This window comes from Vagococcus vulneris (genome assembly GCF_003950515.1).
Lineage (GTDB): Bacteria > Bacillota > Bacilli > Lactobacillales > Vagococcaceae > Vagococcus > Vagococcus vulneris.
Map to the genome: position 1 here is coordinate 13,924 of NZ_NGJS01000017.1, position 23,018 is coordinate 36,941.

Below are 23,018 nucleotides of genomic sequence, written 5' to 3' on the forward strand. Positions count from 1 at the left end.
TATAAATTTATTTTTGAAGGAGGGGTATCTTTATGGGAACACGTTGCGACTGGGCTGAAAATAATTTATCAGAACAACATTATCATGACACGGAATGGGGTCGACCTGTTCATGATGACACTATTCTATTTGAATATCTAATACTGGAAAGTATGCAGGCAGGCCTAAGCTGGTCAACTATTTTAAAGAAAAGAGAAACATTGACTAAAGCTTATAGTCATTGGGATTATCAAAAAATTTCAGACTACAACGAACAAGATGTTACACGTTTACTTAATAATCCAGGTGTTATCCGACATAAACTGAAGATAAAATCTGCCATTACTAATGCACAAGCATTTATGATAGTTCAAAGAGAGTTTAGTTCATTCGATTCCTATCTATGGGGATTTGTGAACAATCAGCCCATCATTAATCATTGGCAATCAATCACTGAAGTCCCAAGCCGGACTGACCTTTCTGATGAAATCAGCAAAGACTTGAAAAAGCGTGGTTTTAAATTTTTAGGCAGCACCACTGTCTATGCTTATCTGCAAGCTACAGGTATTATTGATGACCATTTAGACACATGCTTCATCAGAGAAAAAGAATAATAATGACTGGCATTATTATTCTTTTTCCTCTAACGAGAGAATATTTATTTGAGGCGGCAAGGACTTGGTCATTGCTGCTTTTTTTTCTACTGAAAAAGAAACTTTTTTCCCTTTTTTAAGCTGTTCTCCTGATAAATTGGCTTTATCCAACACCCCTTGTTGAACAATCAGCACTACACCATCAGCGTTTAATATCTGTTGAATCTCAGCCCCATGCGTAATATTCTTTATGTCTTGAACTAAAAAGGTTGTCACTCCTGTCTCATCAGTAACAGCAGCTTGTTCAATAATACCGCTCAGCACAGCTGTTTGTTCACTAACAGCAGGATGAATGATTGAACTACTTGTTGTACTCGATACATCTGTCTCTTCCTTACCTCTTAATTGACTACATGCCGATAATAAAAGTACCATCCCCATTACCGTCACGCCTAACTTTAACCATTTTATCATTCGATATCGCTCCCTCCTATGATACAAACTTTCATTATCACTTATCTCAAATTTATTATACTATAAAAATAACCTGTTAATTGTATTTTACAATTAACAGGTTTCTTTTTCTGAACACTACTAGCGAACAGCCTCAGTTGATTCAGTCATGTGTTGTCTATAACCTCGCTCCGAGCCGCATCTCCGATGGTTTTTTTTATTCATATGATGTTCTCGACGTTCAACACATCTATCTTGCCGATAGCCATTTTCAGACATCATCGTACCGCTCTTTTGTACCGATGTCTCGACATCAGAAATACTTGTTGTTGCGTGAACTGTAGTTATGCCGATACCACTAAATAAAGCCAAACCACCAATTATTACTAATTTCTTCTTCATTATCATCCCTCCTATGTTATCTTTAATGTATAGTAAGTATAAAATAAAAATGTGGCAGAATTATGACAAAAAAGAAGATAAGGAGAATAAACATGACTATTCTAATTATTGAAGACAACTCAACTTTACGTAAATTATTAGCCGATTATTTAAAACAACAAGGTTATCTTGTTCTTGAAGCTGAATCAGGTGAATCGGGGTTAGGTTTATGGAAATCACAAGTGATTGATTTAATTCTCTTAGATATTATGCTTCCAGGTATCGATGGATTTACCGTCTGCCAAACGATTCGGCAAACTTCAATGATTCCCATTATCATGATTACTGCTAAAAGTGAAGACCATGATAAAATATTAGGCTTGGACGTCGGTGCAGATGACTATATTGTTAAGCCATTCTCTAACAAAGAAATGTTAGCAAGAATACATGCAATTATGAGACGTGTCGAATTCACCAATTCTGCAGATAAAAAACTGATACTAAAAAACTTAAACATGAATTACTCCGCACATCAAGTATATTTAAATACTTTACCAATTCATTTAACACAAAAAGAATTCGACTTGCTTTATTTATTTATTACCCACCCTAATCAGCTGTTTTCTCGAGATCAACTTTTAGATGCTGTTTGGGGAATGGATTATTTCGGCGATTTTCGAACGGTTGACAGTCATATTAAACGATTGCGCGAAAAACTAAAGCAGTCCGACAAGCAGACATATAATTGGGCAATAAAAACGATTTGGGGAAAAGGCTATTTATTTGAGGTTACCAGACTATGAAAAAAAAGATTGTTTACCGTTTAACTGCAAGTTTTTCTTTTATCTTGATTACTTTTTCTCTGATTTCATTGATTACTTTCTTTATTATTTATAATCGGCAGACTGCCACAATTCAATTCAAACAAATGACTGAACAAGGACAGATGCTGGCAGATAAATTAATCGAGGATTATAATCAAAGCGATATACAAGCTGGACGACAAATGAGACATCAGCAAAGCAACGGTTGGGGCCACATGACAGCTTATAATTATCAAACACTAGTATCTTTTATGAATCAATTAACAACCACTTCAGTTTGGATTGTTGATGATACTGGGAAAGCGTTATTTGACAATTCACAGATGATGATGCGACATCAGAAAATTGAAACATTTTCTAATCTACCGAAACAACTTAATCCCATACTGAAAGAAGCCACTGTAACTAAGAATAATGTGGAGAAAAAAAATAACTCTCTCTTACAAACCGGCAAACAGCAATTAGCGATACCACTAATCGATAACCATCAGCAAATATTTGGTGTTATCGTGCTTGAGCAAGCACCAATCATCAAATCTAATTTGCACTCAGGTGATTTTGTCAGTCTGATAAACAGTTTTCTAGTTGCTCTGCTATTAACTATTATTTTGGCAACTTTAACAGCAAAACGCTTTGTCAAACCAATCTATCACATGGCCGATTACACTGAACAACTAATTAAAGAAGATTATGCTGGCACTTTGATTATTTCAACAGAGGATGAATTAAACTTATTAGCTGATAAATTGAATAGATTGACACAACGTCTAGCACAAGCTAAGCAAGAACAAGATAATCGTGAGGCTAGTCAAAAACAATTCCTTTCTCAAATCTCACACGAGTTACGAACACCTGTCATGATCATCAAAAATACTTTAGAAACACTATCTGAACAGTCTGATCTTTCTACAACCAATCAACAGCAAGTTCACTCCTTACTATTAGAATCACAACAGTTGACTATCTTGTTAAATGATTTACTAGAATTAAGTCGGCTTCAATCATCAGAATTTACAATTAATCAAGAGATTATTGATATTTCTGCCGTTATCAGTGATAGCTTGCGTAGCTATCGACCACTCTTTAACAATGCTGAGCGATATTTAAATGTCACTTACATACGCCCTCAATCATCTGATTTCGCCGTCTTGGGTGATTATATGAGACTTACCCAACTGCTGAAAATTTTATTAAGTAATAGCTTAAAATATAGTCTGATTGGATCACAAACAGAGATTACTATCGGCCATAATCAGCAATACTTTCAATTGACCATCACTAACTTAGTTGAACACACTCTATCACAAAAAGAGGCTGAGCAACTCTTTCATCACTTTAAACGTGGCAATAATCCTGATATCTCCGGACATGGATTAGGCCTGGCGATTGCAAAACAAATTGTAGAAAGACATCATGGCAGCATTAATATTTTAAGCGAAAATCAAAAATTCAGTGTATTAATTACTTTACCTTTATATTCTTAAAGGATATAAAATTATTGTTTTACGATAAAAAAATATTGCTTAACAATATTCAATATGCTATATTAGAGGTATGAAAAAATATAGAAAGAAAGTTGGCAATAACTATGAAAAAAATATCACCTATAACAATAGCATCACTAACATCTCTAATCCTTGGTATTGTAGTTTACTTAGTAAGTTCACAAATGCCATCAACCATTGACAGTAATGGAATATTACATGAACCCTACTTCTTTATGTTGCCTGTAGGTGCCTTGCTAGTTTGTTTAGGCATTATCCTTGGTGCCATTAGTTTCATTAGAAAAATGACAAGAAAAAACCTATAATCTTTGATTATAGGTTTTTCTCAGCATTAATATCGATTATAATAGATAAAAGAATACCTCTAAGGAGATATGACACTCATGATGAAATTAAATACATTGAGCAATTTATTCCAAACTTTAATTATACTGACCGCTTGTTTAGGCTTAGCCTTTTTACTATTTGTATCCCCAGAGTTATCTAGTTTCTTTAATATTCAAAAATACAATACTTGGTTGCAACTGTTCTTTTGGATTACGGCCATTCCTGTTTACTATATTCTTTTCAGTCTGTGGCGATTAAGTACCGATTTCAAGCAAGAAAGGCTATTCACAGCTGAAACCAAAAAACGACTAAAAATAATCGCCTATGCGGGAATTGGTGAAAGTATTTTTTATGCTTTTTCTCTAACTTGCGGTATTATTTTCTTTAAAATAAACTTACCTTTCTTAATTTTATCAGGATTATTTTTCTTTATCGGCATAATTATTGCAATTATTGCAGCCCTTTTATTTTATTTATTTGATGCGGCTGAACAACTGCAACAAGACAACGACCTAACTATATAACAGGAGGAAATAATGTGGCTATCCAAGTAAACATTGATGTTATGTTGGCTAAACGAAAAATGAGTGTCACTGACTTAGCCAACCATGTTGGCATTACTATGGCTAACATTTCTATTTTAAAAAACGGCAAAGCTAAAGCAGTTAAATTTTCAACCCTTGAAAAAATTTGCGAAGCTTTAGATTGTCAACCTGGAGATATTTTAGAATACATACCTGAAATTAATAAGAACACTGACTAATACTAGGTAAATCCCCAGATTAATCAGTGTTTTTCTGTTTCGTAAAATATTCTTTTTTACCCTTCCGCCATAAATCAATTAGAAAAATCAACCAACCGACTAAACAAAGTCCAATAAAAATCTTTTGTCCTTTATCAATTTGCTGTGTGTAATTAATCAGCAGATAGACAAAGGTCCCTTCTGTTACAGCCGCATAGACGATGCCCGCAATCCTTTGACGATAATAGCCTAACCACCACATAATAACTGATAAAACAGCAATCGCTAAAAATAATAATACTAGATTAAACACTTTATCCACCAACCTTATAACTTTCATCTCTTATCTATCAAATCATAACACAAAAAAACTGGTTCTTGCTAATTAACAGCAAGAACCAGTTTTTAATTTAATCTTCTTTGATAATTGTTTCTAAGCCGACTATCATCATTTCATCAAAGGTCGTTTGACGCTCCTCAGCGGTCGTCTCTTCACCAGTAATAATATGATCACTGACAGTCATTAAAGCTAATGATTTAACTCCATATTTTGCAGCTAAGTAATAAATGACTGCTGCTTCCATTTCAACACCTAACACACCATGTTCAGCTAATTTAATTGTGCCTGAGATATCGTCCGCATAAAAAGTATCGCTTGATAAAACATTCCCAACATGAATATTAAAGCCATGTTCTTCTGCAGTATCGTAAGCAGTCCGTAGCATCCCGAAATTAGCGATTTGTGGAAAATCAAAAGTTGGAAAACTTTGACGGATAATTGCTGAATTTGTTGCTGCTGCTTGTGCTAAAATCAAATCACGAACATGGACATCTTTATGCAGCGCACCACAAGTCCCTACACGCATTAATTTCTTTACACCATATTCACGAATTAATTCGGTCACATAAATAGCCGCTGACGGCATACCCATACCAGTTCCTTGAACCGATACACGATGACCTTTATATGTTCCCGTATAACCTAACATTCCGCGAACATTATTATAACAAACAGGATTATCTAAAAATTTCTCAGCAATATATTTTGCTCGTAGCGGATCGCCTGGAAGTAAAATTTTATCAGCTATTTCTCCTTGTTTTGCTTCAATATGTACACTCATTAAAATAAGCTCCTTTGAAATAAATTAGATTCTTTCTAGTGTTAATTTAATTAGTTCTTTGAAGTGTGCTTTAACACGTTCAGTTGTTTCCACAACTTCTTCGTGGTTTAAATTAGATTGCATACCTGCAGCTAAATTAGTGACACATGTAATACCTAACACTCGCATTGACATATGGTTGGCAACGATCACTTCTGGAACTGTTGACATACCAACTGCATCGGCACCCATTAGACGAGCCATTCTGACTTCAGCCGGTGTTTCATAAGTTGGACCAGAGAACCCCATGTAAACACCTTTTTGAAGGGTGACTTTTAATTCATCTGCAACGTCTTTCGCGATTTTTCCGTATTCTTTATCATATGGTTGTGACATATCAGGGAAACGAGGTCCTAATTCATCATCATTTAAACCGATTAAAGGATTGTCACCTGTATAGTTGATTTGATCAGTGATCAGCATTAAATCACCAGGTGAAAATGATGTGTTCACACCGCCTGCAGCGTTGGTTACGACCATGGATTCAGCACCAAGGGATTTCATCACACGAACTGGGAAAGTAACAGTCTGCATTGAGTGACCTTCATAGTAGTGGAAACGACCTTGCATTGCTAATACATTTTTACCAGCTAATTTTCCGTAAACCAATTGACCCGCATGACCAACAACTGTTGATACTGGGAAGTGTGGAATAGATTCATAAGGAATCACGACACGGTCAGTAATTTCATCTGCCAATTCGCCTAATCCTGAACCTAAAATTAAACCAAACTCAACATCTTTAACACCTTGAGATTGAATAAATTGTGTTGTCTCTGTTAATTTTTCCATGAATGACATTTTAATGTAACTCCTTATTTTAAATATTTTAAGAAACTTTCACCATTTTCAGTTGCTGGTACATCAAAGTTTTCAGCAATTGTTGCGGCAATATCAGAATAATGACCTTGAGGCAATGAACCGTGACCAGTCATTTTTTTACTATATGCTAATAACGGTACATATTCTCTTGTGTGATCCGTTCCAGGGAAAGTTGGGTCGTTACCGTGGTCAGCCGTAATTAATAATAAATCATCTTCAGCCATGGCATGATAGATTTCAGGCAAGCGACCATCAAATTCTTCAAGTGCTTTACCATAACCTTCTGTATCACGGCGGTGTCCGAATAAAGCATCAAAATCAACTAAGTTAGTGAAACTTAATCCTGTAAAATCTTGTCCCATCACTTTAAGTAATTGGTCAACACCATCCATATTGGATTTTGTACGAATGGCTTCAGTCACACCTTGGCCGTTAAAAATATCATTAATTTTACCAACAGCAATCACATCTTTACCGTTGTCTTTTAATGCATCTAACACTGTTTCATCAAACGGATCTAACGCATAGTCATGACGGTTAGCTGTTCGTGTAAAGTTGCCTGGCTCACCAACATAAGGACGTGCAATGATACGGCCAATCATATATGGATCATCTTTGGTAATTTCACGAGTGTATTCACAAATTTTATATAACTCTTCTAAAGGAATGACATCTTGGTGTGCTGCAATTTGTAGAACAGGGTCAGCTGAAGTATAGATAATCAAATCGCCGGTTTCCATTTGTTCGGCACCAAAGTCTTCGATAACTTTTGTACCACTGTAAGGTTTATTGGCTGCCATGATAATACCACGGCCAGAAAATTCAGTAATTTTATCTAACAAATCTTGTGGGAATCCTTCAGGAAAAACACGGAATGGTGTTTTAATATCTAGTCCCATAATTTCCCAGTGACCAGTCATAGTATCTTTACCCACAGAAATTTCTTCTAATTTAGTTGCATAACCTTTGTGATCTTCAACTGCTTTAACACCTTTTAAATGTTCAATCGTTCCTAATCCAAGATTTTCCATATTTGGTACATCTAAGCCGACTTTTTCAGCGATATGACCTAATGTATGGCTGCCAACATCGCCAAATTTTTCAGCATCTGGTGCTTCTCCAATACCAACAGAATCTAAAACGATTAAATGAACTCTCTTAAACATACTATTGCCTTCTCTCATGATATTTATTTGATTAAACACCCTCAAAAATGAGGGTGTTATCGCTAAATTTATTTAGATTTAATATATGTTTTACCATTAGCTTTAGGACCAGTTGATTTACCAATGAATAAAACTAAAACTAAAATTGTTAAGAAGTATGGCGCGATTTCCATGTAGACTTTTGGAATACTTGAAATAATCGGCAAGCCGTCGCCAGCAATACTTAAGTTTTGAGCAAAACCAAAGAACATTGCTGCTCCCATTGCACCAATCGGATTCCATTTACCAAAGATCATAGCGGCCATTGAGATAAAACCTTGACCCGAAATAGTAGTCACTGCAAAACGGCCAGAAATAGATTGAGCAAATACTGCGCCACCCATACCACCTAAGAAACCTGATAATAATACACCAGCATATTTCATACCGTAAACATTAATACCTAATGTATCAGCCGCTTGGGGATTTTCACCAACTGCACGCAAGCGTAAGCCAAAACGCGTTTTATAAAGAACGAACCAAGAAATAATTGCTATAAAAATAGCAACAAATGCTGGTGCTGTCGTATTTGCAAATAGCAATGGTCCAATCACTGGAATTTTACTTAATACTGGAATACTTGTATAACCAAAGGTTTCAGTTACTTGGTCTGTTTGACCTTTGCTATAAATAATTTTTACTAAGAAAATACTTAAGGCTGGCGCCATTAAGTTAATTACCGTACCACTGATGATGTGATCTGCTCGTAAATTAATCGTAGCCACCGCATGTAATAGTGAAAACAGCATACCTACCAGACCACCGACTAGACAAGCAAGCCACGGTGTCCAAGCACCAAAGGTTGAAGCAAAACTTAAGTTAAAGACAATTGAACTAAATGCACCCATTACCATGATACCTTCCAAACCAACGTTAACAACGCCACCACGTTCAGAGAATGTACCACCTAATGCCGTTAAAACAAGAGGTGTCGAATACACCAATGTCTGAGTAATGATTGAGGCAATTGTTTCTAAACTCATGATGCTTGACCTCCTTTAGCAACTTTTTCTGATTTCTTTGTTTCAATTTTCTTCAAGATAAATTTAATTAAGTAACTAATACCAATGAAGAAGATAATCGCTGCAATAACAACATCTACTAACTCTGTTGGTACACCTGCAATCATCGGCATACCTTGACCGCCGAGTTTTAAAATACTGAATAATAGAGCGGATAACAGAATTCCGATAGATGAACCTCCGCCTAATAATGATACGGCCATACCGTCAAACCCAATACTTAATGACCCACCTTGAACGAAGAAGTTTCCAAAAGTTCCTAATCCGTAAACAACACCACCAAGTCCAGCCAAAGCACCAGAGATGACCATAGATAAAACGATAATACGTTTGCTGCTCATCCCAGCATACTCAGAAGCAAATGGGTTTAACCCAACAGAGGTAATTTCAAAACCTAATGTTGTTTTCTTCATTAAAAACCAAACAACGACTAAAGCAATAATAGCAAAAATAATTCCCATGTTTAAACGAGAGCCGTTACTGATTTGATTCAAAAATTCTGTTCTAAGCGATGCATTGGCTCCAACCATTTTAGTTGTACCTTTAGTTGAAATATATTGTTTTGCGATAACATTATTAACAATATGTGTACTAATATGCAGCAAAATATAATTCATCATAATGGTAACGATAACTTCACTGGTACCAAAATAAGCACGTAAAAACCCTGGAATTGCAGCAGCAATTGCTCCAGCAACAACACCGACCACTACAGCCGTAATTATTGTAATGAAACGTGGTGAATCGTGCATCACCAAACCGACCCAAACACTTGCTACCCAGCCAGCCAATGCCTGCCCAGACAAACCAATATTAAAGAATCCAGCAGAATTAGCCACGGCAAAACCTAAGGCTGTAAAGATTAGCGGACCAGCCATTACAAAAATTTCACCTATACTTTTTGGTGAACGAAAGGCTGTTTCAAACATAGCTTGGTAACCCAATATAGGATTATAACCGAAAACAACCATAATAATTGCACCTAAGATAAAGCCCATAAGAATAGAAAATAACGGAACCAGTATCCTATTCAGTTTATTAAATTTCAGATTACTCATGAGGCTCACCTACTTTCACGTTCAATTCTTTTCTCGCTTCTTCCAGTGAGTATCCAGCCATTAATAAACCAAGTTCTTTTTCAGATGTTTCTTTTGGATCAACAATACCGACAATTTCACCCGCATGAATAACTGCAATACGATCAGAAACATTAAGTATTTCTTCTAATTCAAAACTAACTACTAATACGGCTTTACCTTTATCACGATGTTCAATTAAGCGTTTGTGGATATATTCAATCGCACCGACATCAAGTCCACGTGTGGGTTGTGAAACAATCAATAGATCTGGATCACGATCCATTTCACGAGCAATAATTGCTTTTTGTTGATTACCACCTGATAATGATCCAGCAAGTGCCATTTCACCAGTAGTTCTTACGTCGTATTCTTCTATTAATTTACGTGCGTAATCATTAATATATTTTTGATTTAACACACCACTCTTACTAAATGGTGGATGATAATAACTCTGTAAAGCAATGTTATCTGCTAACGTCATTTCTAAAACTAAACCAAATTTATGGCGGTCTTCCGGAACATGTCCAATACCAGTTTCAGTGATTTGACGTGGACGTTGATTAGTCACATCTTTATTTAGAATAGTGACAGATCCTTTTTCTACCTTCTTCAAACCCGTAATTGCTTGAATTAATTCTGTTTGACCATTTCCATCAATACCGGCAATTCCAACTACTTCACCCGCACGAACGTCTAAAGACAATCCTTTAACCGCATCTAATCCGCGGCTTTCTTTAACATACAAATCTTTAATTGATAAGATAGCTTCTTTTGGATCAGCTTCTTTTTTCGCTGTTTTAAATGATACTGATCGACCCACCATTAAATCTGCCATCTCTTGTGAAGACACATCTTTAACATCAACCGTTTCAATACTTTTACCACGGCGAATAACTGTGCAACGATCAGCAACTTTTTTAATTTCATCCAATTTATGCGTAATAATAATAATTGATTTTCCTTCTTTAACAAGTTCTTTCATTGTGGAAATCAATTCATCAATTTCCTGAGGTGTTAACACTGCTGTCGGTTCATCAAAAATTAAAATATTTGCCCCGCGATATAATGTTTTTAAAATCTCGACACGCTGTTGCATACCAACAGAAATATCACGGATTAAGGAGCTAGGAACAACCTCCATTCCATACTGCTTTGAGATGCGTGCAATTTCTTTCGCTGCTGTTGCTTTATCTAATTTACCCTTTTCAGTCGGTTCATCACCCAAAATAATATTCTCTGTAACCGTAAAAGCATCAACCAACATAAAATGCTGATGTACCATACCGATTCCGCGCTTGCTAGCGTCTGTAGGTCCTGAGAAGTTAACCGGTTTACCATCCATATAAATTTGACCGCTTGTCGGTTGTAGCAGACCTGACAGCACATTCATTAATGTTGATTTTCCTGCACCATTTTCACCTAATAATGCATGAATCTCACCTTTTTTAATCTGCAAATTAATGTTATCGTTAGCCTTAAAATCACCAAATTGTTTTGTAATATTACGCATTTCGATGACATAATTCTCTTGACTCATGGTTTCACATCCTTTTTTAAAATAAATGCTTCAGTTGCATAGTCGATCCAATTCTTTTAGATCTTTTAGATATTGAAGGAAACAAAAATAATTGACATAATTGTCAGAAGTTCACACTTCCTTTAAAACCTAAAAATAAAAACTTCATGGAAAAGCAATTAATCCATTTAAGGGATTCATGCCTCCCATGAAGTTTTAAAAGTACAAGTCTTAATTATTATTTTTCAGGAGCTTCAGGAACTTTTACATCACCTTTAATCACGCGATCACGAGCTGCCTTGACAGCGTCTAATGCTTTTGTATCTAAATGACCATCGACTAACTCAACACCACCATCTTTTAATCCATATGATAAGTGCTCGCCACCAGGGAATTTGTTGTCTAAAGCACGAGTAGAGATATCTTGAACAGCTGCACCCACACCTTTAATTGTAGATGTTAATGTAAAGTTAGATTCTTTACCATCTTTATCTTTATATTTACCATCTTCATCTTGATCTCTATCAACACCAATTACCCAAACCTTGTCAGCTTCAGTACGTTTTTCATTGATACTTTTAGCTTCTTGGAAGATCCCAGGTCCAGTACCGCCTGAAGCATGATAGATAATATCAGCATCGTCTTGATACATTTTAGCAGCTAATGCTTTACCTTTAGCAGGATCACCAAATGATGCTGCATATTTCACATCAACTTTAACTTCTTTTTTCAATTCCTTAGCACCGTCAGCCACACCTTTAACAAAACCAGCCTCAAAACGGTCGATTACGGCTCCTTCTTCTCCACCAATAAATCCAACTTTATCAGTTTTTGTTGTGTATGCTGCCGCAATACCAGCTAAGTATGCCGCTTCATTATCTTTAAATGTCGCTGAAACAACATTGTCTTTTCCTTCGATAACATCATCAATAATACCAAAGTTTGTTTCTGGATTTTGTTCAGCTGCTGATGTGATTGAATCTTTCAATAAGTAGCCAATCCCAAAGATTGTTTTGAAACCACTTGACACAGCTTGATCGATATTCGTTGTATACTCAGAAGCGTCGTTTGATTGAATATAGTCATATCCATCAACACCTTTAGATAAATCATGCTCTTTGCCCCATGCTTGTAATCCTTCCCAAGCTGATTGATTAAATGATTTATCATCGACACCACCGACATCGGTAACGATTGCTACACTATGATCTTTGTCTCCCTTTTTATCTGAACCGCCATCTTTTTTAGCATCTTTAGCGCCGCTGCCACAAGCTGCAAGTCCAACAATAAGACCTGTTGTTAATAGTGTAACGCCTAATTTTGTTGATTTTTTCATCATCAAAATCCTCCAATATATTTTTTATTTTTAATGCTCAATGTTAGTAAAGGAGTATGGTAATAATTCCTGAATGGTCGTCTCCTTTAAATCGCCATTCAGATTACATAATGTCACCGGCATGTCCGGTTTGCAAAATTCTACAAGCACTTGCCGACAAGCACCGCAAGGCGAAATCGGTTCATCCGTTTGGCCAATAACAACTAAGTGCTTAAATTCTTTGTGTCCCTCAGAAACAGCTTTAAAAATAGCTGTCCTTTCAGCACAATTAGTTAATCCAAAAGAGGCATTTTCAATATTGCATCCGGCATAGATCTGGTTACCTTCTGTTAATAACGCTGCTCCTACAGGAAATTTAGAGTAAGGAACATATGCAGATTGCATCATTTTTCTAGCAGATTCTATCAGTTTCTCTTTTAGATGATCCATAATATTAACCTCGATTCATTTTCACTCACTAATGCTATTAAAGGCCAAGATAAATAAATAATCCATAGCCATTTTACTATGTTTTACTGCTGATTAGTGATAAATAATCACAATTATTTTATTTTTTACCATAGAAAGCCCTTCAAACGCTAACATTATTACGTTTAGTAATTTAAATTTTTTTAGCAAAAATTAAGTAATTTCAACTTTTATTGTGCTAAAAAAACCTCACATAACTAAGATACTACGTTTATAATGTTTAATCAATCATTCTAATTAAATACAAACTATTTTTAAATAATGTTATTTATCATTCGGTTATTATTTTGTGAATTAACTTAGGTTCTTCTCCTTGGTCAGAAATTGAAATATTACGATATAGAACATCTTTAACATCTTCAACATCTTCACGATTTGACTGAATAGTTACTAATGACTCACCTTCTTTAACTGAGTCGCCAACCTTTTTGTTTAAATAAAGTCCTACTGCATAATCTATCGGTTCTTCTTTCGTACGTCGACCAGCACCTAAAAGCATTGCAGCAACACCAACCTGATCAGCCACAATTTTCGATACAACACCTGTTTCCTTCGCTGGCAATTCAATGATGTATTGTGGTTGTGGTAATTTCTCAGGGTGGTCAACAACTGAATCATCCCCACCTTGGTTTCTAATCATTTCTTTAAATTTATCCAAGGCTTTACCTGAATTTATGCTTTCTTCCAACATTTGACGAGCTGCATCCAGTGTATCTGCTTTTTTAGCTAAGACAACCATCTGACTACCTAGTACATAAACCATTTCCATTAAATCTACAGGTCCATTTCCATTCAAAGCATCAATAGCTTCTTTAATTTCATTTGCATTTCCGATAGCATTCCCTAAAGGCTGCGACATGTCTGAAATAATAGCCATTGTTTGACGATTAGCTAATTTTCCGATACGAACCATTGTGTGTGCCAATCGCTCAGCATCTGCCAAGTTTTTCATAAATGCTCCGTCACCAGTAGTGACATCTAGTACAATCGCATCAGCACCTGAAGCAATTTTTTTACCCATGATTGAACTGGCTATTAAGGGAATAGAATCAACTGTTGCCGTGACATCGCGTAAGGCATAGATTTTTTTATCAGCCGGCGCCAAATCACCCGATTGACCTGTTACAGCGACATAGCTTTTATTAACTAATTTAATAAATTGTTCATTAGGAATTTCCACTTGAAATCCTGGAATAGCCTCTAGTTTATCAATTGTTCCACCTGTGTGACCTAATCCTCGTCCGCTCATTTTTGCAACTGCCGCACCCACTGAAGCCACTAACGGTGCTAGAATAAGTGTCGTCGTATCTCCAACACCGCCTGTTGAATGTTTATCTACTTTTATTCCTTCAATTGCTGACAAATCAATCGTATCACCTGACTGACTCATTGCCATTGTTAAGTAAGTTATTTCTTCATCTGTCATATCATTAAAAAATACAGCCATCAAGAAAGCACTCATTTGATAATCTGGAATTGTTCCATCAGTATACCCATCAATCAAAAAGTTTATTTCTTCTTTAGTTAGAACTTCTTTATCACGTTTTCTTTGAATTATATCAACAATTCTCATCTTGCACTAACCCTCCATCATCTTTAATCACATACAGTAAAGCGCTTTACCAAAAACGAGTAAAACGATTTACAAAATAGTAAAACATTAGATATAGCGCTTACATTTAGAATATACCACTCTTCTTTACTTTTTGTCAATGTTTTTTGTACTATTTCTAATAACTAGACTCGTTTTAAAATTTACATTTGGAATATTTTTTTCACCAAAATTTATTGATTGAAATAAATTTTTAGCCGCAATATAACCAATATCGAATGCCGGCTGTTCCACTGTTGTCAACGGTGGATTTAAAAATTCTGTGATTTCTAAATTATCAAAACCAATAATTGATAAATCATCAGGAATAGATAAGCCTTTTTCAAACGCTGCTCGATATGCTCCAATAGCCATTTGATCATTTCCACAGCATAACGCCGTAACATGTTCCCTCTCTAACAAACGGGAAGCTGCCTCGTAACCGCCTTGAATAGAAACCGGACCATCTTCTATGTATTTACTATCATAGTCCAATCCATTAGCAATTAAACAGTCATAATAAGCTTGGTAACGGTCAGTCATTTCATAATAACCCGTTTCGTTCGTTAAAATACCAATCTTCTTGTGACCCAAATCTACCAAATACTGAACAACATCATAATATCCTCCGTATTCATCAACCAAAATGTTACCGTGTTTTCTAGTATTTAATCCTCTATCAATCAGCATATAAGGACATCGATTCATATTTTTTTCTAATTCAATCGCATTAGGACTTGCCAAAATAATCCCTGCTACCGATCGATTTTGAAGTTTTTTTATATATTTTTTTTCTAATACTCCTGAATGTTTTGAATTACACAGTAAAATCATATAGTCTTTCTCATTTAGATAAGATTCAACGCCTTCAATCACTTTAGAAAAGAATAAATCTGTTACATCAGGTACAATCATCCCAATTGTTTTTGATTCTTTTTGAACCATATTTTTAGCAAAGTAGTCTGGTGTATAGTCATTATCTTTAACAATTTTTAATACATTTTTTCGTGTTTCTTCGCTAAAGCGCTGACCTTTATTATTTAAGATTTGAGATACTGTAGTTGTCGAAACACCAGCGATGTTCGCAATATCTTTAATTGTCATTTTCATTCCCTATCCCCCTTATTCTTTTTATAACCGTATCATACCAAACAACCAATATTTATGACAACGTTTTCTCAAAAAAACATACGAGCATATCTTAACTGAGCTACTCGTATGTTTCATTTATTTTAAAATAATACTAAGGATTAATCCCAAAATTTGTGCACCATTGAATATAACTAAATTTTTAATTGACACACTAAATGTCTGCGATTTTATTTGTTTTTTTGTAAAACTTTGGGTATTTTTTCTAATCTTCGGTAGCGTTAAAAAAACAACCAACATTGCCCAATGATAAATACCAAAGAAAATACCTATAAACACCGTCACATAACAGCCATAAATCAAAATATTAAATAAACGAATACCATTTTGTCTGCCAATATAAAACGGCAGTGTATACCGATGGTTCTTAATATCTTGATCCATATCACATAAATTATTAGCCAGCATTATATTAGCTATTGTAAAGATCAGTGGTAAGGATGCCCAAAGAACTACCACCAGCTGAACAATATTACCATAAATTCCGAAATAGCCTGATTGTAATTCTAAAACTAGAATATCTAAATGAGCAATGTTTAAATAGATTGTAATAAAGAAAATACCAAACCCCATTGTCACTCCACTGAAAACTTCACCTAACGGCATTCTGGATAGTGGAATGGGCCCAAAAGTATAGAAAATACCAATTAAAAAACACAAACCGCCCATTGCCAGTAGCAGCAAACTTGTCCGATAAGTCAAAATCAAACCAATTAAACTAGAAAATGCAATCATTCCATAAATTAATTTTGATACATGTCTCACATCTAAGTTAGCTGACCCGACTATGTTTGTTGCCGTTTGATACTCATTATCATGTGCCTTTTTATAATCCATTAAATTATTAATGGCTGTAGTCGCCATATCAAAAGACAGCATCGCTGCAAAAAATAATACCATATTTTCAAGATTAACCTGCTCAAAATAATACCATGAAAATAATAAGCCAACTGCATAAGGAAAGAGACTGGCCAATTTGGTACGGATCTCAACCAGTTCTAAAAAAACCTTTATTGTCACAACAACCTAACCTCCTTCAATTAACTACTTTAATTCACTGCTTTAATTCACTGCTTTTTTTAACTTTATAATGAGACTCTTCATTAAATTTAAAATTATCTTGAATTCCACTGCTTAAATAAATATCATCATTTTTTGTTACGAAAATAGCTTCAATATCTTTTCGATTCTCAACGAAATTCAGTCCTTCTTTCACACCCATCGAAAAAACTGCGGTTGATAATCCATCACCTGCGATTGACGTTTCTGAAATAATTGTGACACCTGCAATCTCATTATCAAAGGGATAGCCTGTTTTTCCATTAAACAAATGATGATACAATTTCCCATCCACTTCTAGATTACGCTCGTAAATACCTGACGTAACAATAGATTTGTTTTTTTCAGTTACAGAACCGACTACTGTATTCCGTGCTTCATTAGGATCTTGAATCCCCACACGCCAGTCGCCCGTTTTTCCTCGTGGACTGTCTCCTAAAACATAAACATTGCCGCCTAAATCAACAATAGCACTTGTTACATCGTTCTCTTTCAGCACGTCAACCGCTTCATCTGTAATATATCCCTTAGCAATCGCGCCCAAGTCAAGCTCCATTCCTTTTTCTTCAAGATAGACCGTTTTAGCTTTATCATCTAAAATTACTTTATGGTAATCAACGAATTTTAATTCACGATCAATTTCTGTTTGTTCAGGTTTTCGGGCATCATCAAATCCGATATGCCATAATTGTGTAATCGGTCCGATTGTTAAATCAAAACCACCTTTAGATTCCTTACTGTACTTAATAGCATCTTTGATTAAATCATATACATCATCAGAGACTTTTACAGGCTTAATTCCTGCTTCTTTATTAATTTTATCAACCTCTGATCCTGGTTTATTGACGGTAATTTTTTTATCCAGCTCTTTAATTCGATCATAAACTTTTGGAATAACATCTTTTTTTCCTTCATCAAAAATCTGTACATTTACATAAGTTCCCATCAAAAACTGCTGTTCTTTATATGGTTCAACCATATACTTTGGTTTTGATTCCTCTTTTTTTCCACAAGCCGTTATAACAATCAGCAACACCAAAGGTAGTAGCCACTTCACATATGATTTTGTTTTTTTCATTGTTTCATTCCTATCTTTTTTAATTAACATTAACTATAGCATCATTTTATTAATAGAAATAGCGACAAGTCAATAAAAACTCGTCGCTAGATGATTTATTCAAATGGTAGTTAAACTATTTTTTCTCAACTTTATTATCAATTTCAATTTTAGCTGTGTCGCCTTTTTTAGCTGCTTCAACTAATTGTTTAGCGTAATCTTTGAATGTTTCTGATGATGACGTTGCACCTGATACAGTGTCGACAACTTCAGGGTCTTGTGCTTCAACTAACGCTTTATTTAATTCTGGAATAAAGATGTCTGGAGATGTACCAGATTTATCCTTCATCATTTTATTATATTTTGTATCTGCAGTTTTTGATTCGCCGTCTTTATTTATATTATCGTATTTAGACTCTGAAATTTTTCCGTCTTTAACAACAATTGTGAAAACAGTACGATAACCATTACTTTCATTTTTTTCTTCTAGTGTATATTCACCATCTTTTAAGTCTGCTTTAGCATCAGTTTTGGTTTCTGATGATGTTGATGATTTAGATGTTTCTGTTTTAACTACAGATGATGATGAAGCTGACGAATCTTTAGCAGTTTTTGTATCATCCTTTTTATCACCGCCACAAGCTGCAAGAACTAGAGTAGATAATGCTAATAATGTCACGCTTGATATAATTTTTTTCATCTTCATTTTATTTACCACCTTTTTTATTTATAAGTTATTTAATGTTAAAAACGTTTACAAGTAGAATTGTATTATATTATATTTTAAAAAGCAAACAATTAATTAATTTTTTCACAATTTTTTAATAAAACTTATTTTTATCTTTAAATATAACATTTTCATCATTTTGTGATAGACATTTCTATTATCAGCTTATATAATAATAACGATTGTGTATTTTTTTTCACGTAATCATTATTATTATTTATATTATTGCTATATTTTTATTAATCAAGGAGGAACGAAAATGACAAAAACAGAAATAGTTGTTGTCGGTGCTGGTTATTCCGGTGTGGCAGCAACCAAAATGCTGTCGAAAAAGTTAAAAAAACAAGATGTACATATTACATTAATTGACCGTCATTCCTATCAAACAATGATGACTGAACTACATGAAGTCGCCGGAGGACGTGTTGAACCAGAAGCAATTCAATATGACTTACAGCGTCTATTTTGCAAACGTAAAAACGTTAGCGTTATCACTGATGAAGTTGTTAATGTAGATAAAGATAAAAAAGTAGTAACAACACGTGGCGGATCTTTCTCATTTGACTACCTTGTATTGGGTATGGGTGGTGAACCAAATGACTTCGGTACACCTGGTGTTAAAGAAAATGGTTTTACTTTATGGTCAATGGAAGACGCTATTAAATTACGTCACCATATCGAACGTACAGTGGCTATTGCTGCTTTAGAGCCAGATGCTGACAAACGCAAAGCAATGCTTACTTTCGTAGTCTGTGGTTCTGGATTTACCGGTATTGAAATGGTCGGTGAATTAATTGATTGGAAAGACCGTTTAGCAGCAGATAACAAAATTTCTCCTGATGAAATTAATTTATTAGTTGTTGAAGCAGCACCAACTATTCTTAATATGCTTGACCGTAACGATGCAGCTAAAGCTGAGAAATACTTAGTGAAGAAAAAAGTTCAAATTTTAAAAGACACACCGATTGTAGAGGTTGCCGAAAATCATATTAAATTGAAATCCGGTGAAGAAATTGCTACAAACACACTAATTTGGACTGCTGGTGTCAAAGCAAACAGCGATGCTGAAGAATTCGGTATGGAAAAAGCTCGTGCCAATCGCTTAATAGCTAACGAATACATGCAGGCTAAAGGCTTTGAAGATAAAAATATTTATGTTGTCGGTGACTTAGTTTATTTTGAAGAAGCTGATAAAGAAAATCGCCCTACACCACAAATTGTGCAAGCTGCTGAACAGACTGGTCATTGTGCAGCTAAGAATATCATTGCTGATGTTGCTGGTGGAGAAAAAGAAGCCTTTAAAGGTAAATATGATGGATTTATGGTTTCTATCGGTTCAAAATATGCAGTTGCCTGTGTCTTTAATAAAATCCATATGAGCGGTTTCTTTGCAATGTTAATGAAACACATCATTAACCTACGTTACTTCTTTGACGTTCGTTCTGGTTATTATATGTTTGAATATATTATGCATGAGTTCTTCCGTATTAAAGATGAGCGTAATATTTTCCGAGGACATACATCTCGTAACAGTAATGTCCTATGGTCTGTACCGTTAAGAATTTTCTACGGATCTGTCTGGTTAGTTGAGTCAATGAAAAAAGTTGTTGGTAACGGCAGTGTCTTAAAACCTGGAACTTGGTTTGGTGAAGGTTCATGGTTTACTGATACCGTTGTTTTCCCATTCCCATGGCTGCAACAGACAGCTGAAGCAACATCTGGTGCATCCGGGGCTGCAGAAGCAACATCTGGTGCATCTGGTGCAGTAGTTGAAGCCGCAACCGCTGCAGTGCCTGACCCTACATTTGGTTTGAGTTATGCTTATGGTGAAACACCAATGACTGTCTTTAAATCAATGCCTGATTGGTTTGCCTCTATTATGAAATTTATGATGCCTAATCAAGAAGTTGCTCTATTCATGCAAAAATTCATGACTATTGTAGAAATTTGTATCGCACTAGCGATCATTGTTGGTCTGTTTACGTGGCTGGCTAATGCAGCAACAATCGTTTTAGTCTTCATGTTCTGTTTATCTGGCATGTTCTACTGGGTTAACATCTGGTTCTTATTCGTTGCCTTTGCCTTAATGAACGGATCTGGTCGTGCATTTGGATTAGACAAATGGGTAATTCCTTGGATCCAACGTACACTTGGCAAATGGTGGTATGGCGATATTAAAGCCAGATACGGTCATTAATCTATCAGTTGAATAACTGATTTTTAATAAAGTTCTAGAAGTCAGCACTTCTAGAACTTTATTTTATATTGTATCTTTTTTATTGCTTTCACTAACAAATGATAGTATTCTCACTATGTTAGGAGAATCATAATGAAAAATAAAAATAAGCGTTTAATCTATATTGCGCTACTTGTCGCTCAGGGTGTCGTTTTAGGTCTGCTTGAGAATATGATTCCTTTCCCCTTCGCAATTGCCCCTGGAGCAAAATTAGGATTAGCTAATCTGATTACCGTTATTGCTCTCTTCACGCTTCCGATGAGAGATAGTTTTCTTTTAGTCATCATGCGCTTGTTTCTAACCACTTTACTTGGTGGTACTGTTTCTACTTTAATGTATAGTGCAGCTGGCGCTTTACTAAGTTATTTTGGGATGCTGACAGTCAAACAGCTAGGACCAAAACGTATCAGCACTATCGGTATTAGTGCCTTAGGCGGTTTTCTGCATAATATCGGCCAACTACTTGTTGCTAGTTGGATTGCACAATCATGGACCGTTATGATGTATCTACCTATCCTATCGTGGATTGGAATCTTGGCCGGTATCGCTATTGGTATCGCTACAAACTATATTATGGAGCATGTTAAAACAATCAAAGAATTTAAAACACTATATAACTAGACACTGATACTAAAGGAGTCGAACGATGCAAATTCATCCAATGTGGGACAATTACCCAAGTTTAAAAAAAGAATTATCAGCCACGATGACTTTGATGTCTGATTCAATTAATTTACCAAATAAAGAGGTCGAACAATCAATTCTTGATGTGATTCAAGCTGGCGGAAAACTGCTGCGTCCAGCTTACTTGTTACTTTTTTCTGAATTTGGAAAGAAAAAAGACATAAAAAAAAGCGTTGCTTTAGCTGCTGCAATGGAAACACTACATACAGCTACGTTGGTTCATGATGACGTCATTGATGAGGCTGATACACGGCGCGGTGTAAATACCTTGCAAACAAAATTTGATCGGGATGTCGCGGTTTATGCGGGGGATTACCTATTTATTGTCTGTTTCAAACTACTAGCTAACTATTCTGAATCGCTTAAAAGTATCCAATTAAATTCCACCAGTATGGAGCGTGTATTACTTGGGGAATTAGGTCAAATGAATTCTAGATATGATTTAGATGTTTCAATTGATGACTACATTAAAAATATTTCTGGGAAAACGGCTGAACTTTTTGCTTTAAGCTGTTTTCTCGGTTGTTACGAAAATGGTGGTTCATTGAAACTGGCCGAAAAATGCCGTAATATTGGCAAAGATATTGGTATTACTTTTCAAATTATTGACGATATTCTTGACTATTCACAAAGTCAGCTTTTTATTGGTAAGCCTGTCCTAGAAGACGTTAAACAAGGTGTCTATAGTTTGCCTCTAATCTGTGCGATTAAAGAAAATCCAGACGCATTTAAACCCATTTTACAAAAAAAAGACTTGATGACTAATGATGATACGCAAGCAATTCTTGATTTAGTCGTGACACACAATGGTATCCAAAAAGCTTATGAGCTAGCTGAACTGTATACTAATCAAGCACTTAGTGCGATTCAAGCGTTACCCGAAACAAAACTAAAAACAAAACAAACAATCTACGATTTAACGCGAACCATTTTAAATCGTCAAGTCTAAACTTAAAAACCATTCTCTAACACTAAGAGAATGGTTTTTAAGTTATAACTATTGAGCAAACAATAAATTAATATCAACCTACTTGCATTCCCCTGATAACCTAGATATAATCGGGAAGATACTATGATTACATGAGAAAAAATAAAGTGAGGTA

25 protein-coding genes are annotated in these 23,018 nt (G+C 35.2%); 9 read left to right on the forward strand and 16 right to left on the reverse strand.

The window, feature by feature from the left end:
• Nucleotides 1-32 precede the first annotated feature (32 nt).
• Complete coding sequence (locus CBF37_RS09755; protein ID WP_125984567.1) at nucleotides 33-593, forward strand: DNA-3-methyladenine glycosylase I; 561 nt, start codon at nucleotides 33-35, stop codon at nucleotides 591-593.
• A gap of 15 nt (nucleotides 594-608) precedes the next feature.
• Here the strand turns inward: CBF37_RS09755 and CBF37_RS09760 are convergent, their stop codons facing one another.
• Both CBF37_RS09760 and CBF37_RS09765 read right to left on the reverse strand, forming a co-directional pair.
• On the reverse strand, nucleotides 609-1,046 hold the full coding sequence (locus CBF37_RS09760; protein ID WP_125984568.1) for a hypothetical protein: 438 nt from the start codon (nucleotides 1,044-1,046) through the stop codon (nucleotides 609-611).
• Nucleotides 1,047-1,166: 120 nt separating this feature from the next.
• Nucleotides 1,167-1,427 carry a hypothetical protein gene (locus CBF37_RS09765; RefSeq protein ID WP_125984569.1) on the reverse strand — a complete coding sequence of 87 codons (261 nt, stop codon included), beginning with the start codon at nucleotides 1,425-1,427 and terminating at the stop codon, nucleotides 1,167-1,169.
• Nucleotides 1,428-1,519: 92 nt separating this feature from the next.
• On the opposite strand from CBF37_RS09765, the gene CBF37_RS09770 reads away from it, so the two are divergent.
• The 5 genes from CBF37_RS09770 to CBF37_RS09790 all read left to right on the forward strand — a co-directional run bounded on the left by CBF37_RS09770 (nucleotide 1,520) and on the right by CBF37_RS09790 (nucleotide 4,825).
• The gene (locus CBF37_RS09770) at nucleotides 1,520-2,209 is read left to right on the forward strand and encodes a response regulator transcription factor (RefSeq protein ID WP_125984570.1); all 690 of its coding nucleotides are present in this window, start codon (nucleotides 1,520-1,522) and stop codon (nucleotides 2,207-2,209) included.
• A complete protein-coding gene (locus CBF37_RS09775) occupies nucleotides 2,206-3,714 on the forward strand; it encodes a sensor histidine kinase (RefSeq protein WP_125984571.1) in 1,509 nt (502 codons plus the stop codon). The genes CBF37_RS09770 and CBF37_RS09775 overlap by 4 nt, the downstream gene beginning before the upstream one ends.
• Before the next feature lie 104 nt (nucleotides 3,715-3,818).
• The gene (locus tag CBF37_RS09780) at nucleotides 3,819-4,040 is read left to right on the forward strand and encodes a DUF3955 domain-containing protein (protein WP_125984572.1); all 222 of its coding nucleotides are present in this window, start codon (nucleotides 3,819-3,821) and stop codon (nucleotides 4,038-4,040) included.
• A 78-nt stretch (nucleotides 4,041-4,118) separates the two neighbouring features.
• Entirely contained in the window at nucleotides 4,119-4,586 is a 468-nt protein-coding gene (locus CBF37_RS09785) for a DUF2975 domain-containing protein (protein ID WP_165866691.1), read from the forward strand.
• A gap of 14 nt (nucleotides 4,587-4,600) precedes the next feature.
• Nucleotides 4,601-4,825, forward strand: coding sequence for a helix-turn-helix domain-containing protein (locus tag CBF37_RS09790; RefSeq protein WP_125984574.1), 225 nt, complete (start codon nucleotides 4,601-4,603; stop codon nucleotides 4,823-4,825).
• A 19-nt stretch (nucleotides 4,826-4,844) separates the two neighbouring features.
• Here the strand turns inward: CBF37_RS09790 and CBF37_RS09795 are convergent, their stop codons facing one another.
• The 14 genes from CBF37_RS09795 to CBF37_RS09860 form a co-directional block, all read right to left on the reverse strand.
• Nucleotides 4,845-5,117 carry a hypothetical protein gene (locus tag CBF37_RS09795; protein ID WP_125984575.1) on the reverse strand — a complete coding sequence of 91 codons (273 nt, stop codon included), beginning with the start codon at nucleotides 5,115-5,117 and terminating at the stop codon, nucleotides 4,845-4,847.
• Nucleotides 5,118-5,214: 97 nt separating this feature from the next.
• A complete protein-coding gene (gene deoD, locus CBF37_RS09800) occupies nucleotides 5,215-5,925 on the reverse strand; it encodes a purine-nucleoside phosphorylase (RefSeq protein ID WP_125984576.1) in 711 nt (236 codons plus the stop codon).
• Between the two features lie 24 nt (nucleotides 5,926-5,949).
• Nucleotides 5,950-6,765, reverse strand: coding sequence for a purine-nucleoside phosphorylase (locus CBF37_RS09805; protein WP_125984577.1), 816 nt, complete (start codon nucleotides 6,763-6,765; stop codon nucleotides 5,950-5,952).
• Between the two features lie 14 nt (nucleotides 6,766-6,779).
• On the reverse strand, nucleotides 6,780-7,952 hold the full coding sequence (deoB, locus tag CBF37_RS09810; RefSeq protein ID WP_125984578.1) for a phosphopentomutase: 1,173 nt from the start codon (nucleotides 7,950-7,952) through the stop codon (nucleotides 6,780-6,782).
• 68 nt (nucleotides 7,953-8,020) lie between these two features.
• Entirely contained in the window at nucleotides 8,021-8,974 is a 954-nt protein-coding gene (locus CBF37_RS09815) for an ABC transporter permease (protein WP_125984579.1), read from the reverse strand.
• Nucleotides 8,971-10,071 (reverse strand): ABC transporter permease, encoded by a 1,101-nt coding sequence (locus tag CBF37_RS09820; RefSeq protein ID WP_165866692.1) that lies wholly within the window; start codon nucleotides 10,069-10,071, stop codon nucleotides 8,971-8,973. Before CBF37_RS09820 ends, CBF37_RS09815 begins: the two co-directional genes overlap by 4 nt.
• On the reverse strand, nucleotides 10,064-11,629 hold the full coding sequence (locus tag CBF37_RS09825; RefSeq protein ID WP_125984581.1) for an ABC transporter ATP-binding protein: 1,566 nt from the start codon (nucleotides 11,627-11,629) through the stop codon (nucleotides 10,064-10,066). Before CBF37_RS09825 ends, CBF37_RS09820 begins: the two co-directional genes overlap by 8 nt.
• 217 nt (nucleotides 11,630-11,846) lie before the next feature.
• Complete coding sequence (locus CBF37_RS09830; RefSeq protein ID WP_125984601.1) at nucleotides 11,847-12,944, reverse strand: BMP family lipoprotein; 1,098 nt, start codon at nucleotides 12,942-12,944, stop codon at nucleotides 11,847-11,849.
• Nucleotides 12,945-12,974: 30 nt separating this feature from the next.
• On the reverse strand, nucleotides 12,975-13,373 hold the full coding sequence (locus tag CBF37_RS09835) for a cytidine deaminase (protein WP_125984582.1): 399 nt from the start codon (nucleotides 13,371-13,373) through the stop codon (nucleotides 12,975-12,977).
• Nucleotides 13,374-13,683: 310 nt separating this feature from the next.
• Nucleotides 13,684-14,985, reverse strand: coding sequence for a pyrimidine-nucleoside phosphorylase (locus CBF37_RS09840; protein ID WP_125984583.1), 1,302 nt, complete (start codon nucleotides 14,983-14,985; stop codon nucleotides 13,684-13,686).
• Nucleotides 14,986-15,111: 126 nt separating this feature from the next.
• Entirely contained in the window at nucleotides 15,112-16,113 is a 1,002-nt protein-coding gene (locus CBF37_RS09845; RefSeq protein WP_125984584.1) for a LacI family DNA-binding transcriptional regulator, read from the reverse strand.
• A gap of 117 nt (nucleotides 16,114-16,230) precedes the next feature.
• Nucleotides 16,231-17,172: a 1,4-dihydroxy-2-naphthoate polyprenyltransferase gene (menA, locus tag CBF37_RS09850; protein ID WP_125984585.1), complete on the reverse strand. Its 942-nt coding sequence runs from the start codon at nucleotides 17,170-17,172 to the stop codon at nucleotides 16,231-16,233.
• A 34-nt stretch (nucleotides 17,173-17,206) separates the two neighbouring features.
• Nucleotides 17,207-18,289: an FAD:protein FMN transferase gene (locus CBF37_RS09855; RefSeq protein ID WP_125984586.1), complete on the reverse strand. Its 1,083-nt coding sequence runs from the start codon at nucleotides 18,287-18,289 to the stop codon at nucleotides 17,207-17,209.
• A gap of 115 nt (nucleotides 18,290-18,404) precedes the next feature.
• A complete protein-coding gene (locus CBF37_RS09860; protein ID WP_125984587.1) occupies nucleotides 18,405-18,974 on the reverse strand; it encodes an FMN-binding protein in 570 nt (189 codons plus the stop codon).
• Between the two features lie 280 nt (nucleotides 18,975-19,254).
• Between CBF37_RS09860 and CBF37_RS09865 the strand changes: the two genes are divergently transcribed.
• From CBF37_RS09865 to CBF37_RS09875, 3 genes are all read left to right on the forward strand, one after another.
• Complete coding sequence (locus CBF37_RS09865) at nucleotides 19,255-21,192, forward strand: NAD(P)/FAD-dependent oxidoreductase (RefSeq protein ID WP_125984588.1); 1,938 nt, start codon at nucleotides 19,255-19,257, stop codon at nucleotides 21,190-21,192.
• A gap of 132 nt (nucleotides 21,193-21,324) precedes the next feature.
• Entirely contained in the window at nucleotides 21,325-21,852 is a 528-nt protein-coding gene (locus CBF37_RS09870; RefSeq protein ID WP_125984589.1) for a Gx transporter family protein, read from the forward strand.
• Nucleotides 21,853-21,877: 25 nt separating this feature from the next.
• Complete coding sequence (locus tag CBF37_RS09875) at nucleotides 21,878-22,864, forward strand: polyprenyl synthetase family protein (RefSeq protein WP_125984590.1); 987 nt, start codon at nucleotides 21,878-21,880, stop codon at nucleotides 22,862-22,864.
• The last annotated feature ends 154 nt before the right edge of the window (nucleotides 22,865-23,018 follow it).

Excerpts from the sequence above, each read along its gene's own strand:
- CBF37_RS09755 (WP_125984567.1), top strand. The coding sequence starts at position 33 with ATGGGAACACGTTGCGACTGGGCTGAAAATAATTTATCAGAACAACAT.
- CBF37_RS09760 (WP_125984568.1), bottom strand. The coding sequence starts at position 1,046 with ATGATAAAATGGTTAAAGTTAGGCGTGACGGTAATGGGGATGGTACTT.
- CBF37_RS09765 (WP_125984569.1), bottom strand. The coding sequence starts at position 1,427 with ATGAAGAAGAAATTAGTAATAATTGGTGGTTTGGCTTTATTTAGTGGT.
- CBF37_RS09770 (WP_125984570.1), top strand. The coding sequence starts at position 1,520 with ATGACTATTCTAATTATTGAAGACAACTCAACTTTACGTAAATTATTA.
- CBF37_RS09775 (WP_125984571.1), top strand. The coding sequence starts at position 2,206 with ATGAAAAAAAAGATTGTTTACCGTTTAACTGCAAGTTTTTCTTTTATC.
- CBF37_RS09780 (WP_125984572.1), top strand. The coding sequence starts at position 3,819 with ATGAAAAAAATATCACCTATAACAATAGCATCACTAACATCTCTAATC.
- CBF37_RS09785 (WP_165866691.1), top strand. The coding sequence starts at position 4,119 with ATGATGAAATTAAATACATTGAGCAATTTATTCCAAACTTTAATTATA.
- deoD (WP_125984576.1), bottom strand. The coding sequence starts at position 5,925 with ATGAGTGTACATATTGAAGCAAAACAAGGAGAAATAGCTGATAAAATT.
- CBF37_RS09805 (WP_125984577.1), bottom strand. The coding sequence starts at position 6,765 with ATGTCATTCATGGAAAAATTAACAGAGACAACACAATTTATTCAATCT.
- deoB (WP_125984578.1), bottom strand. The coding sequence starts at position 7,952 with ATGTTTAAGAGAGTTCATTTAATCGTTTTAGATTCTGTTGGTATTGGA.
- CBF37_RS09815 (WP_125984579.1), bottom strand. The coding sequence starts at position 8,974 with ATGAGTTTAGAAACAATTGCCTCAATCATTACTCAGACATTGGTGTAT.
- CBF37_RS09820 (WP_165866692.1), bottom strand. The coding sequence starts at position 10,071 with ATGAGTAATCTGAAATTTAATAAACTGAATAGGATACTGGTTCCGTTA.
- CBF37_RS09825 (WP_125984581.1), bottom strand. The coding sequence starts at position 11,629 with ATGAGTCAAGAGAATTATGTCATCGAAATGCGTAATATTACAAAACAA.
- CBF37_RS09830 (WP_125984601.1), bottom strand. The coding sequence starts at position 12,944 with ATGAAAAAATCAACAAAATTAGGCGTTACACTATTAACAACAGGTCTT.
- CBF37_RS09835 (WP_125984582.1), bottom strand. The coding sequence starts at position 13,373 with ATGGATCATCTAAAAGAGAAACTGATAGAATCTGCTAGAAAAATGATG.
- CBF37_RS09840 (WP_125984583.1), bottom strand. The coding sequence starts at position 14,985 with ATGAGAATTGTTGATATAATTCAAAGAAAACGTGATAAAGAAGTTCTA.
- CBF37_RS09845 (WP_125984584.1), bottom strand. The coding sequence starts at position 16,113 with ATGAAAATGACAATTAAAGATATTGCGAACATCGCTGGTGTTTCGACA.
- CBF37_RS09855 (WP_125984586.1), bottom strand. The coding sequence starts at position 18,289 with ATGAAAAAAACAAAATCATATGTGAAGTGGCTACTACCTTTGGTGTTG.
- CBF37_RS09860 (WP_125984587.1), bottom strand. The coding sequence starts at position 18,974 with ATGAAGATGAAAAAAATTATATCAAGCGTGACATTATTAGCATTATCT.
- CBF37_RS09865 (WP_125984588.1), top strand. The coding sequence starts at position 19,255 with ATGACAAAAACAGAAATAGTTGTTGTCGGTGCTGGTTATTCCGGTGTG.
- CBF37_RS09870 (WP_125984589.1), top strand. The coding sequence starts at position 21,325 with ATGAAAAATAAAAATAAGCGTTTAATCTATATTGCGCTACTTGTCGCT.
- CBF37_RS09875 (WP_125984590.1), top strand. The coding sequence starts at position 21,878 with ATGCAAATTCATCCAATGTGGGACAATTACCCAAGTTTAAAAAAAGAA.